At 71.8% G+C, this 12,228-nt stretch carries 12 protein-coding genes; 9 read left to right on the top strand and 3 right to left on the bottom strand.

The genetic code is table 11. From position 1 onward, the window contains the following. Positions 1-158 precede the first annotated feature (158 nt). The 7 genes from ACIGXW_RS15290 (at position 159) to ACIGXW_RS15260 (ending at position 9,698) form a co-directional block, all read left to right on the top strand. Positions 159-1,082 carry an RNA polymerase sigma-70 factor gene (locus ACIGXW_RS15290; RefSeq protein WP_399573395.1) on the top strand — a complete coding sequence of 308 codons (924 nt, stop codon included), beginning with the start codon at positions 159-161 and terminating at the stop codon, positions 1,080-1,082. Between the two features lie 406 nt (positions 1,083-1,488). Further along, positions 1,489-3,462, top strand: a complete 1,974-nt coding sequence (locus tag ACIGXW_RS15285; protein WP_399573394.1) for a prenyltransferase/squalene oxidase repeat-containing protein — start codon at positions 1,489-1,491, stop codon at positions 3,460-3,462. Next, positions 3,452-4,336: an SAM-dependent methyltransferase gene (locus tag ACIGXW_RS15280; protein WP_399573393.1), complete on the top strand. Its 885-nt coding sequence runs from the start codon at positions 3,452-3,454 to the stop codon at positions 4,334-4,336. The genes ACIGXW_RS15285 and ACIGXW_RS15280 overlap by 11 nt, the downstream gene beginning before the upstream one ends. Continuing rightward, positions 4,333-5,739 (top strand): cytochrome P450, encoded by a 1,407-nt coding sequence (locus ACIGXW_RS15275; RefSeq protein ID WP_399573392.1) that lies wholly within the window; start codon positions 4,333-4,335, stop codon positions 5,737-5,739. Before ACIGXW_RS15280 ends, ACIGXW_RS15275 begins: the two co-directional genes overlap by 4 nt. After that, the gene (locus tag ACIGXW_RS15270) at positions 5,736-7,058 is read left to right on the top strand and encodes an FAD-dependent oxidoreductase (RefSeq protein WP_399573391.1); all 1,323 of its coding nucleotides are present in this window, start codon (positions 5,736-5,738) and stop codon (positions 7,056-7,058) included. The genes ACIGXW_RS15275 and ACIGXW_RS15270 overlap by 4 nt, the downstream gene beginning before the upstream one ends. Continuing rightward, a complete protein-coding gene (locus tag ACIGXW_RS15265) occupies positions 7,055-8,449 on the top strand; it encodes an MDR family MFS transporter (protein ID WP_399573389.1) in 1,395 nt (464 codons plus the stop codon). The genes ACIGXW_RS15270 and ACIGXW_RS15265 overlap by 4 nt, the downstream gene beginning before the upstream one ends. 205 nt (positions 8,450-8,654) lie before the next feature. Further along, positions 8,655-9,698 (top strand): methyltransferase, encoded by a 1,044-nt coding sequence (locus ACIGXW_RS15260; RefSeq protein ID WP_399573388.1) that lies wholly within the window; start codon positions 8,655-8,657, stop codon positions 9,696-9,698. Here ACIGXW_RS15260 and ACIGXW_RS15255 read toward each other — a convergent pair. Genes ACIGXW_RS15255 through ACIGXW_RS15245 form a run of 3 tightly spaced genes read right to left on the bottom strand, consistent with a single transcriptional unit; the run spans position 9,626 to position 11,133 of the window. Next, positions 9,626-10,351 (bottom strand): HD domain-containing protein, encoded by a 726-nt coding sequence (locus ACIGXW_RS15255; protein WP_399573387.1) that lies wholly within the window; start codon positions 10,349-10,351, stop codon positions 9,626-9,628. The two genes, ACIGXW_RS15260 and ACIGXW_RS15255, sit on opposite strands and share 73 nt — an antisense overlap. Before the next feature lie 5 nt (positions 10,352-10,356). After that, a complete protein-coding gene (locus tag ACIGXW_RS15250) occupies positions 10,357-10,647 on the bottom strand; it encodes a DUF3817 domain-containing protein (protein WP_399573386.1) in 291 nt (96 codons plus the stop codon). A gap of 6 nt (positions 10,648-10,653) precedes the next feature. Then, positions 10,654-11,133 carry a DUF2269 family protein gene (locus ACIGXW_RS15245; protein ID WP_399573385.1) on the bottom strand — a complete coding sequence of 160 codons (480 nt, stop codon included), beginning with the start codon at positions 11,131-11,133 and terminating at the stop codon, positions 10,654-10,656. A gap of 182 nt (positions 11,134-11,315) precedes the next feature. Between ACIGXW_RS15245 and ACIGXW_RS15240 the strand changes: the two genes are divergently transcribed. Then, positions 11,316-12,017 carry a DNA polymerase beta superfamily protein gene (locus ACIGXW_RS15240; RefSeq protein ID WP_399573384.1) on the top strand — a complete coding sequence of 234 codons (702 nt, stop codon included), beginning with the start codon at positions 11,316-11,318 and terminating at the stop codon, positions 12,015-12,017. Then, positions 12,014-12,142 (top strand): hypothetical protein, encoded by a 129-nt coding sequence (locus ACIGXW_RS15235; protein ID WP_399573383.1) that lies wholly within the window; start codon positions 12,014-12,016, stop codon positions 12,140-12,142. Before ACIGXW_RS15240 ends, ACIGXW_RS15235 begins: the two co-directional genes overlap by 4 nt. The last annotated feature ends 86 nt before the right edge of the window (positions 12,143-12,228 follow it).

Here is a 12,228-nt window from a genome sequence, read left to right as displayed (position 1 = left end):
ACATCGGCATCGGCGACCGGCTCGGGGCCCGGCTGCGGCTCCGGGCCCTCGGGTCCGGGGCGTTAATCTGGCCCGCCGGTGGTGCGGATGATCACCACGAGACGCCTGGGCCGGTGAATACGGCCAGGTGAGAGGGTTTCAGGGGGAGAGGAAACGGCGTGAGCAAGGTTGAGGAGTTCGAGGAGCTGCGGCCGCTGCTGTTCTCGATCGCCTATCGGATTCTGGGCAGTGTGAGTGAGGCCGAGGACGCGGTGCAGGAGACATGGCTGCGCTTCGACGGCTCGTCGACCCGGCCCACGTCGACCAAGGCGTTTCTGTCGGCCGCGGTGACGCGGATCTCGATCGACGTGCTGCGCTCGGCGCGCGTGCGGCGGGAGGAGTACGTGGGGCCGTGGTTTCCCGAGCCGCTGCTGAGCGACCCGTATCAGGATCCGGCGCGGTCGGTGGAGCTGGCCGACTCGGTGTCGATGGCGGCGCTGCTGTTGCTGGAGCGGCTCAGCCCGCTGGAGCGGGCGGCCTTCCTGTTGCGGGAGGTGTTCGGCTTCGGGTTCGACGAGGTCGCCGCGGCGGTGGGACGTTCGGAGGCGGCGTGCCGGCAGCTGGTGGTGCGGGCGCGGCGGCACATGGAGGCCGGGCGGCCGCGCTTCGAGGCCGACCGTCAGGAGCGACAGGAACTGGCGAAACGATTCTTCGATGCGCTGAAGAACGGCGATGTGGGCGGGCTGCAGAACCTGCTGGCCGCAGACGTGCAGCTGGTCGGTGACGGCGGCGGCAAGGCGCCGCAGCTGGCCAGGGCCATCATCGGCGCGGAGAACGTGGCCCGGCTGCTGGGCACGGTCTACCCCTGGATGAGCCGGATCGAGGTGACGTTCGAACTGCACGAGGTCAACGGCCAGCCCGGTGCGATCTTCCGCGACCGGGACGGCAAGGTGATCCACACCATGGCCCTCGATGTGCTCGACGGACAGATCCAGGCGATCCGCTCGGTGCTCAACCCCGACAAGCTCGAGCACATCGGGCCGGTCGCCGACGCCTGGGCCATCAACCGCGAGCTCAAGCAGGCCCGTCGGCAGCGGGGCTGACCCGGGGAGCGGTGCGGGCCGAGTGCCGGTGCCCGGTCGCAACCCTGCGCCTGTGCACCGGGATTGCTCGGCCCGCTTCCGTGCCTTCCGGCATGGCCGGAACCGCTCGCACGCTCATCGTACGGCCAGGCGTATTTACCACCTGTCCGAATGAACGGCGGTTCCTCATCCCGGCAAAGCGGCCATGCATAGCACTGGGGGGCGATCCAGGGCGTGCCGTCGGTGCGCAACGCCGCAGCACACCCGGCCCGACTCCCGCGCGAGGCTCAAACCAGCGGTCTGACCTCATCTTTCTCGCACTCGTCATCCTTCTCGCACTCGTCGCTTGTCACTCGTCGCCCGGCAACGCACCAACGCCCCACCGCGCCATCGCTGACCGACACGCAAGTGGAAGGAGCGCCTCCCAATGCACGCCGGTGATCCCGTTCCGGACGTACACGCCGCGTACGACGCCGCCTGCGCGCGACTCCTCGGGCTTCAGTCCGACGACGGGTCCTGGGAGAGCGAGATGGAGTGGAACACCACCATCCTCTCCCAGTACGTCATCGTCACGCGGGTGCTGGGCCGCCCACCGGACGAGACGACCCGGCAGGGGATGATCACGCACCTCCGTAACACGCGTACCCCGGAGGGCGGTTGGGGCATGCACCCCGCGGGCCCTGCTTCGCCGTACGCCACGCTGCTGGCCTACGTGGCTCTGCGCCTGCTCGGCGTGGGGCCGGACGAACCGCCGGCCGCCGAGGCCGGGAAGTGGCTCGGCGCGCAGCCGGGCGGTGCGCGGGCCGTACCGCAGTGGGGGATGTTCTGGCTGGCGGTGCTCGGCCTGGTGCCCTATCGCGAGGTGGCCCCGTTCCCGCCGGAGGCGATGCTCCTTCCCCGGTGGGTCCCGCTCCATCCGGAACGGCTGCTCGGCTGGACCCGGATGCTCTACCAAGCCATGAGCTACCTCTACGGGGCACGGTTCCGCGCGGACCTGGGCCCGCTGGCCGACGAGCTCCGCGACGAGCTGTTCCCCGCCACGGCACCGGGCCCGGCGGACGGGCGCCGTCCCGATGTCGTCCTTCCACGCGGTCGCCTCCTGCGCACCCTCCAGCACGTCATGCGCGGCTGGGAACGCGTGCACAGCCGTCGGCTGCGCCGTGCCGCCCTGGAGCGCTGCCACCGCGCGGTCGTCGACGAGCAGCACGCGTCGCCGGTGCACGGCCTGTCCTCGGTGAACGCGCTGGTGGAGTGCCTGGTCCTGTTCGCGCACGACCGGCGTCACCCCTTGCTCGACGCGGCGGTGGCCAGGCTGGAGTACTGGCGCTGGGCCGACGAGAAGAACGGGGTGCGCGTCTGCGGCGACCGGGCCATCGTGTGGGAGACCTCCTTCGCCGTGAGCGCTCTCCTGGCAGTGGGGGCGGAAGACCGCTCGGAGCGGGTGGGGCCGGCGGTCCTCCGGGCGTCCGCCTATCTGCGTGACGCCCAGATCACCACCTATCCCGGACTGTTGCCACCCCTGCGCTCGGTGATCGGAGGCTGGGCGTTCTCCGACGGTGACAGCCGCTGGCCGGTCGGCGACTGCACGGCGGAGGCCGTCAACGCGCTGCTGAGCGTTCCGGACGCCCGGCACCTCCCGCCGTGGTCCCTGCCCGGTGCGCTGGACGTGATCCTCGACCGGCAGAACCGTGACGGCGGCTTCGGAACACTCGACCGCCAACGCGTCGGCCGGTGGCTGGAAGCACTCAACCCGACGGAGATGTTCGCCAACTGCATGGTCGATTCGTCGTCCGTCGACTGCACCGGCTCCGCGCTCACCGCGCTGGCCCGGATGCGCGCACTCCTCCCCCCGGAGGGGCGACGGCGGGCCGACGCGGCGATCAGGCGGGGAGCCGCCTTCCTGCGTTCGGTCCAGAACCCCGACGGATCTTTCACCGGTTCCTGGGGCATCAACTACACCTACGCCGCCTTCCACGCCGCCCGTGGCCTCCGCGCGGCGGGCGCCTCGCCCGGAGATCCGGCCCTGGGCGCCCTGGGGCAGTGGCTGGCCGCCACGCAGCTGGCGGACGGGGGATGGGGCGAGGACTGGCGGAGCTGTGCCGAGGGCCGCTACATCGCGCTCGCCCACGGCCTGCCCGAGATGACCAGCTGGGCGGTGCTGGCCGGGCTGGACACGCTGGGCCCCGGGCACCCGTCCGTCACCGGCGGCGTCCGGTGGCTGTGCGCCGCCCGGCGGCCCGACGGTTCCTGGCGCGACGACCAGGTCAACGGGGTCTTCTTCGCCACCATGATGCTCAACTACCACCTCTATTCGGCCTACTTCCCGACCCTGGCCCTGGGGCGCTATCTACGGGCGGTCGGCTCACCCGGCTCACACCACAAGGAGCGGCATGACCACTGAGACCGACGCGACGGCACGGTTCCAGGCCCTTACCGCCGACCCCCGGCGCCGCCGTGACGAGTCCACCGCGATGGTGGAGCAGTACTTCACCCTGACCGGGGACCTCTACCGGGAGAGCTGGGGTCCCCACCAGCACTTCCCCTGCTATCTCCCCGGACAGAGCCGCGAGGAGGCGACCGAGGCCCATGTGCGGGACCTGGCCGACCGGGCCGGGCTCACGGCCGGTTCGTACGTGCTGGACCTGTGCTCCGGCGTCGGCGGCCCCGCCTGTACCGTCGCGGCCCACACCGGCGCGCGGGTGGTCGGGGCCGACCTGGTGGCCGCCCGGGTCCGGGAAGCCGAGGACAACGCCCGGAAGCGGGAGCTGGACGACAAGGTCTCCTTCCGCGTCGCCGACGCCACCGCCCTGCCCTTCGACGACGCGGTCTTCACCGCCGCCTACAGCATCCAGGCGTTGTGCCACGTGGCGGACAAACCCCGCGCCCACCGCGAAGTCGCCCGCGTGCTGCGGCCGGGCGGGGTGTGGACCGGGTACGACTGGATGCGCGCGGCGGCAGCGGAGGCGGACGGGATCGCCGAGGACATCTGCCGGGCCCACGGCCTGCCCGCGCTGGCGACGGTGGACGAGCTCCGGCAGGACCTGACGGCTGCGGGCTTCACGGACGTTCACGTCAGCGACGGCCGGGACGTCGGCGACTGGTCACCCAACTGGGCCCAACTGGAGGAACTCGTCGCGCAACTGCCGCCCCGCGACGAGCTGCCGCCCCTGCTGCGCATGATGACCGACGGTGCCCGCGCGCTGTGCACGGGTGCACGCAGTGGCGCCTTCTTCATCGGACACTGGCACGCCCGCCGCGCGGAGGAAGGACCATGACCGGCGATCGCCCACCGAACCCCGCACAGAACTGCCCCGCCCACGCGGAACATCCGGGCTCCGGACCGGACACGGCCCGGGAACTGCCCACCGTGCCCGGGGGCCTGCCGCTGATCGGCCACGCCGTTCCCTTCTTCCGTGACCCCGGGGGATTCCTGCTGCGCCACCACGCCGCACTGGGCGAAGCCCTCGCCTTCAGGTTCCTGGGGACGAAGGTGGCCTCCCTCTGCAGTCCGCAGCTCAACGCCGCCGTCCTGGGACACGACGACAGCGAACTCAGCCGCGACGTCAGCAACGGCCGCCTCACCCCCTTGTTCGGCGAGGGGCATGCGCTCGACGACGCTCTCGAACTCGTCACCTGGCAGAAGAAGATCATGCGCCCGGTGCTGCGGCGTGAGGCCATGGCCCAGCACGTGACGACCATGTACGAACAGGCCGAGCGGTACACCGTGGGCTGGGGCACGAGCGGCGAGGCCGACCTCGTGACCGCCGTCCGTGAGGTGACGGCGCTCTTCGCCGCCCACTGCCTGATCGGGCCCCGGTTCGGCCGTGCGATGGGCCCGTCCCTCCCCGCCCTGCTGCAACACCTGGTGTCCGCCTTCTACTGGTCCTTCGTGATCGACCCCAGGGCGCCGCTGCCGGTCTACCGCCGAAGGGACCGGGCGCGTAACACCCTCGCCCGTGCGGTCAAGGACATCGCGCCCGGGGACCGTCCCCACGGCCTCGAACACGGCCTGTTCGAGACGATCACCGGCACGCCCCGGCCGGACGGCACCACACCCGACGTGAACGCCGCTGCCGCCGTCATGCTGAGCCTGCTGTTCGCCAGCTACGAGACCACCGTCGCGCAGACCGCGTGGACGGGCGTCCTCCTCCTGCGGCACCCCCGCTGGCTGGATGTCGTACGCGCCGAACAGGACGCGCTCTTCGGTGCGACATCGGTCCCGACCCTGCAACTGCTGAACGAGATGGACTGGTTGGGGCACTGCCTGATGGAAGCGGAACGCCTACGTCCGTCCGCTCGCGGCATCCTGCGCACCGCGACCCGTGACGTGACCATCGGCGGCCACCTGGTGCCGCGCGGTCACACGGTGGTGATCTGCCCGGCGGCCTCCCACCGTCTGCCCCAGGTCTTCCGCGACCCCGACCACTACGACCCCGACCGCTACGCCTCCCGCGCGGAACACCGCGCCACTCCCAGCCCGCTGATCGGCTTCGGCGGAGGAAACCACCCCTGCCTGGGGATGACCTTCGCCCTGCAGGCGATCAAAGTCTTCTGGAGTGTCCTCCTCCGCGACTTCGACCTCGAACTCGTCGACCCCGACGTCCGCCCGGCCCGCCTGGTGTTGATCGCTCCGCCCCGCCGCCCCTGCCTGCTGCGCTACCGCCGCAGGAAGCCATGAACCCGGTCGCGTACGACGTCGCCGTCATCGGCGCGGGACCGGCGGGCTGCGCCGCCGCCCTCGCGCACGCGCGGCGCGGCCTCGGCGTGCTGCTGCTGGAAGCGGCTCGCCGGCCGCCGGCGCGGCTCGCCGGTGAGTGGATCCACCCCACCGGCCTCGACGCCCTGCGCCGGCTGGGCGTCGACCTGCCGACGGCCCGCACGACCTCCGCTCTCGGCTTCGTACTGCACCCCGAGGACGGCGGTACGCCCATCACGCTTCCCTGCCCCGACGGCGAACGCGCCGTCACCATCCGGCACGACGACCTCGTCGCCACCCTCCGCGCCAGGGCGTCCGACCACCCGGGCGTCACCCTGGCCCTCGGCGCCCGGGTCCGGTCCGTCGAGCACACCACCGTCACGTACGACATGGACGCCGGCCCCACACGCCACGTCCGCGTGCGGCGCGTCGTCGGCGCCGAGGGGCAGACGTCCCTCCTCCGGCGCGTGCTGCGCCCCGCCCCCGCTCCCGCCACCATGGTCTCGCGCACGGCCGGGCTGCTGATACGCGGCGTCCCGCTGCCGAAGGAGGGCTACGGCCATGTCTTCGTCGGCGCCCCCGGACCCGTCCTGGCCTACCGGCTGGACCGTGACACCGTACGCCTGACCCTCGACGTCCCTGTACTGCCGCTCCGCTCCGACCCGTTGCCGGCCTACCTGCGCCGGTCCTACGCCCCCCTCCTCCCGGAGGACATGGCCGAGGCCCTGCGCGATGCGCTGGAGCGCGGCAGCGTCCAGTGGGCCGCCAACCGGCTGCGCCCGCGCCGCTTCCACGGGCGCGGCCCGTACGCCCTGGTGGGCGACGCGGTCGGCACCTGCCACCCGCTCACCGCGTCCGGGCTGAGCTTCGCGCTCCGGGACGCCGAATGCCTCGCGCACACCAGGGGCGTGGCCGAGCACGGCCGCCGCCGACGGGCCGCCGGCCGCGCGGGCGAACACCTCGCCACGGCCCTGCACCGCCTCTTCTGCGACCCCGGCCGGCCCACCACCGAGCTGCGCGCGAGCCTGTACGCGGTCCTGCGGGACAGCGCCGCCGAACGCGAGCGCATGATGCGGGTGCTGTGCGCCGAGGAGCACAGGACGACGGCGCTGGCCGGTGCGGTGCTGCGCGTCGCCGCACACGCCTTGGGTGAACGCCTCCACGCCCGCGAGGGCCACGCCCGGTGGCACGCTTCGGCGCGGGCCTGCGCCGACTATGCGGCCTGGTTGTGGTGGATATGCCGCAACCGCACCCATCCGGAACATCCGTCGGGCGGAGACGTGCCCGGAGCCGGTCCGTGACCCGCGGCAGCACCGTGGTGGTGATGCTTCCGCTGATGCTGGCGCTGTTCGTCGCGAGTCTGGACCAGACGATCGTCACGACCGCCCTGCCCCCGATCGCCCGGGACCTGCACGGCACCGCCACCGACGTTCCGTGGATCGCGACCGCCTATCTGCTGACGAGCGCCGTGAGCACGCTGGTCTTCGGCAAGCTCGGCGACATGTACGGCCGCAAGAGGATCTTCCAGTTCTCCCTGTCGGTCTTCCTGTGCGGCTCCCTGCTGTGCGCCACCGCCGACAGCGTGCCGTATCTCGCTCTCTGCCGCGCCCTGCAGGGCATCGGCGGCGGCAGCATCATCTCGCTCGTGATGGCCGTCACCGGCGATCTGGCGGCACCGCGGCAACGGGCCCGGCACCAGGCGCTTCTGGGCATGGTCGCCGCGCTCGCGCTCGTCGCCGGGCCGCTGCTCGGGGGCGCGTTCGCCGACGGGCTGTCGTGGCGCTGGATCTTCTACGTCAACCTGCCGATCGGCGCCGTCGCCTTCGTGGTCGTCGCGCTGCGGCTCCATCTGCCGCGGCCGGCGGAGGCGGCCGGCCGGGTGGACGTCCTCGGGGCGCTGGTGGCCGCCGTGTTCACCACGTCCGTCGTGCTGGTCACCACGTGGGGTGGCGACCGCTATGCGTGGGGCTCGCCCGTGATCCTGGCGCTGATCGCTCTCGGGGGCGCCTCCCTGGTCCTGTACCTGTTCGTCGAGCGCCGGGCGGGCGATCCGATCACGCCGCTGCGGCTCTTCCGCCGCCCGGTCTTCGCTCTGGCGTCGGCGCAGTACCTGCTCGTAGGGATGGTGCTGTTCGCCGGAATGCTCTACGTACCGATGTTCCTGCAGCTCGTGCAGCGCAAGTCCGCTTTCGAGGCCGGGCTGTTCGTCATCCCGCTGCTGCTCGGCCTCGTCGCCGCTGCGGCGCTCTCGGGGCCGGTGATCGCAAGGACGGGGCGCTACAAGTTCTATCCGGTGACGGGCGCGGTGCTGGCCGGTGGCGCGATGGCGCTCGTCAGCCGCGCCGGACCGCACACGGGGGCGCTGTGGCTGATCGTCCCGCTGGCGGTCGCGGGTGCGGGGACCGGCTTCTTCGTCCAGGTCGCGCTGCTGGCCGGCCAGAACACGGTCGGGCACGAGGACGTGGGCGCCGCCACGGCCGTACTGAACTTCTGCCGCACGCTCGGCGGCGCCTTCGGTACCGCCCTCTTCGGCGCGATCCTCGCCGCCGGACTCCACTCCCCACGGCCGGGCGCGGCGGAGAGCACCGCGGCCTTCCACGCCGTCTTCGGCTGGACCGTGCCGCTTATGGCGGTCGCCTTCGTGCTGGCGTTCGCGATGCGGGAGGAGCCGCTGTCCGAACGGCGGTCTTGAACGTTCGCCAGATGACCCGGGAGCGGGCCGCGGCGGAAACTCCGCCGTGGGTCTCAGCGAGCCGGAGCGACTCACCGGCCGCGCCCTAGGACGGAAGTCCTAGCGGGAGATCCGTACAGCGCCGGTGCCGGGGCCCGGCCGGCGGCTGGAAGGGTGGTGATCCTCCGGAACCCGCCGGAACCGCCCCTCCCCCCGGGAGATCATCGTGGAGACCTCGCCCAGCCGTCACTCAGCCGCCCCCGAACCGTCAGGGGCCCTGCGGCTGATGGAGGAGACCTTCGGGTTCCTCCATTCCGCCGCCCTGCGGACCGCCGCGTCGCTGCGGATCGCCGACCGGCTGGTCGACGGGCCGCGCACCGCCGCCGAGCTCGCCGCGGACACCGGCACCGACGGCGCGACACTGCACCGGTTGCTGCGGCTCCTGGCATCGCGAGGCGTCTTCCAGGAGGACGGGACGGGCGCATTCGGGCTGACGCCCGCGGCGTACGCCCTGCGCACCGACGTCCCCGGCTCGTTGCACTCCACGGTGCTCCTGCTCACCGACGACATGTTCGTGCGCTCCGCAGCCGACCTCGCCGAGACCGTACGCACCGGGGAATCCGCATTCCCCAGAGTCTTCGGCACCCCCTTCTTCCAACACCTCGAGGCCGACGGCGCGGCCCGGGAGGTCTTCGACGCCGGGATGGCGGCCTTCTCCGGTCCGCTCGACGACGCAATCGCGGCCGCGTACCCGTTCCCGGACCGGGGCACGGTCGTGGACGTCGGCGGCGGACGGGGCGGACTGCTGCGGGCCGTCCTGTTGCGCCACCCCGGCCTGTCGGGCGTCCTCTTCGACCGGGCGGCGGCGTTGCACGAACCCCTACTGGACGAAGAGGAGTTGGCCGGACGCCGGCGGGCCGAGCCCGGGGACTTCTTCGCCACCGTCCCGGACGGCGACGTCCTCCTCCTCAAGCATGTCCTTCCCGACTGGAGCGACGAGGACTGCGTCCGCATCCTGCGCTCCTGCCGCCGGGCCCTCGCCCCGGGCGGCCGGGTCCTGATCGTCGATGCCGTCCCGGCGCCGGGCAACGCCCCGCACCCGGGCAAGGAGCTCGACATCCTGATGATGACCGCCCTCGGCGGCAGCACCCGCAGCCCCGCCGAGCTCGACGCCCTCTTCGCCCGCTCCGGACTGCGCTACGTCCGCACGCTGCCGACGCCCGGCTTCGCGTCGATCGTGGAGGCGGCCGCCGACGCCTGTGATCGGTAACCGTCGTAGTCGTCCCAGTCGGTGGCGGCCCTGGTCAGTTGCTCCCAGGTCGGCCATGCGGACCCGGTCCGCTCGCGGTGGAGCTCGCCGGGCAGACTGAACAGGGGGATCTTGCCCGGATTGGCGAGTGTTTGGGCGACTACCGCGTCGCGCAGCACCGGTGCGACGTGCAGGCGCGGCAGCGCGGCGTGGACGCGGGCGACGTACGCGGCCGGGACGGGGTCCGGGCCGCCGGTGATGTCGAATCTGGAGCCGGCGGACACCAGGGCGATCTCGGGGCGCTTGCGGGTGGCGATGCCGTCGCTGGTGTGCAGGGCGATGGCGTCCCAGACGACCTCCACCTCGGCGGCCGGAAGTCCTTTCTGGGTGAGGAACTCGGCGGCCAGGTCGGCGCCGTCGACCTCGAAGCGCTGGTCACCGTTGCCCTGGGGGCTGAGTCCGGCGTCGTGCAGTACGGAGCCGAGGAACAGCAGCTGGTCGTCGTAGTCGTGGCCGGGGCGCAGGCCCTGCTGTTCGCCGAGCCGGCGACCGTAGAGATAGGTGCGCACGCTGTGGTGGAAGACGGCGGTGTTCACGATGCTCTCCGCGAAGCGCAGCGCGGCCAGCGCCACGTCGGTACGCGGCAACGACAGTCCGTCGTGGTCGAGGCCCATCGGGGTCATCCTTTCCGGACGGGTTCGGTATCGGGGTGGTGTGCCGGGAAGCGGTCGTCGCCGATGTGCCGGAGCACGAGCAGCCCGCCCAGTCCTGGGACCAGGGCGCGCCAACGGGCGCCCGGGGGAGAGGACTTCGCCATCGGCCAAGTCGTCGCGATGACGACGAGGTAGGCCATGCCATGCGTCGGTCCACCCAGCGCGGTGATCTCCCGTACGTGCCAGGTGAGCAGGTTGACGAGCAGGGCAGTCAGGGATGCGGCTTCGATGAGGGCCGCGATCCGTAGCGTGCGCACGAATGATCACGCTCCCGTCGTGGAGCCGGGACGGACGATCATGAGGACGACCACGACGGCCCACAAGAGGTTGAAGACGCCGGTGAGCATGCCCAGACGGGCCACGGCGGCGGGCGGCGACCCGGTGTCCGCCGCGGCGCCCTGGGGCAGCCCGAGGAGGCTCAGCTGGCCCGGCAGGACGGCCAGCACCAGGGTGGCCGCAGCGATCGCGGTCAGGACGAGCGAGGCGATCAGCCAGGCGTCGCCCAGGACGCCGAGTTGGACCGCGGTGGCGATCCCGAACACCGGCACGGCGATTCCGACGACGGCGTAGCCCCGGCAGATCCGGTGCAGGAGGGCGGCGACCTCGGCCGCGCGTCCGCCCCCGTCCTTGTCGCCGGACGCGGCCTGCCACGCGTAGCGCGGGAACAACGAGGCCGCCACGGCGACCGGTCCGAGGACCAGGATCGCCGCGAGCACGTGGATGGACAGCAGGAATTTGGTCACTTTGGGCTCCGGGAGGGGGGCGCGTCGGCCGACTGGGGTGCCCAAAGGTTCGGTCTGTGCATGTCGATCAGTCTGCTGCGGGGCGGAGCCGGCGAACAGTGGCAGGAATGCCTGCCAGGCGCAAGATACGGCCACCTCGGAATCCATTTGGTCAATGGCGGCGATTTGATGAAACTAGCTGCATGTCAGAAGCACAGCACTTGGTGGAACGGCACACGATTCTGTCGGTGGTCGTCGGATCGCGCGCGTTCGGGCTTTCCACGGCCGCCTCGGACGTCGACCGCCGTGGCGTGTACGTGGCCCCCACCGCCGACTTCTGGCGTATGGCCAAACCGCCGACCCATATGGAAGGTCCGCTGCCCGAGCAGTTCAGCTGGGAAGTGGAGCGGTTCTGCGAACTCGCGCTGTCCGGCAATCCCAACATTCTCGAAGTTCTGCACAGCCCGCTCGTCGAACAGCGCTCCGCGCTGGGCGCGGAACTGCAGGACCTCGCCCCGGCGTTTCTCTCCCGCAGGGTGCACAGCACGTTCGCGCGGTACGCCATGTCCCAGTTCACCAAGGCGGAGAACCGCCGCGAACGCGAGGGCGAGCCGCGCTGGAAGCACATCATGCACATGCTCCGCCTGATGATCAGCGGTAGCTCGCTGCTGGAGAGCGGCACGATGCACATCGACGCCGGCCCGTACCGCGAACGCCTGCTGGCCGTACGCCGTGGCGAACTGTCCTGGGACGAGGTCCGCACCTGGCGCGACGAGCTGACCGCACGCCTGGACCGGGCGCTCGCCACGAGCCCGCTCCCGGAACACCCCGACACCGCCTGCGTGGAGAACTGGCTGATCTCGGTCCGCCGTCGCTCCCTGACCACCGGAAGCACCCTCATATGACCACGCACGCCGTGAACCGCCTGCCCGACCTGACGCAGGCCGTCGCCGAGCAGCGGCACCCCCTGCTCTTCGCCACGGTCTACGTGCTGTCCCTGCACGACGTCGAGTCGAGGGTGACCTTGTGAAACGGGGCAAGAATTTCACTTCGGGCGATGGGTCGCAGTGTTCGTCAAGGGGTGCTGCGGACGCCGGCGCCGGGCGAGCGGCCTTC

The sequence above is a fragment of the Streptomyces sp. NPDC053079 genome (genome assembly GCF_044546695.1).
In the GTDB taxonomy this organism is placed as follows: Bacteria; Actinomycetota; Actinomycetes; order Streptomycetales; family Streptomycetaceae; genus Streptomyces.
The sequence above is the reverse complement of the archived record's forward strand: the minus strand, read 5'-3'. Positions and strand labels throughout refer to the sequence as shown.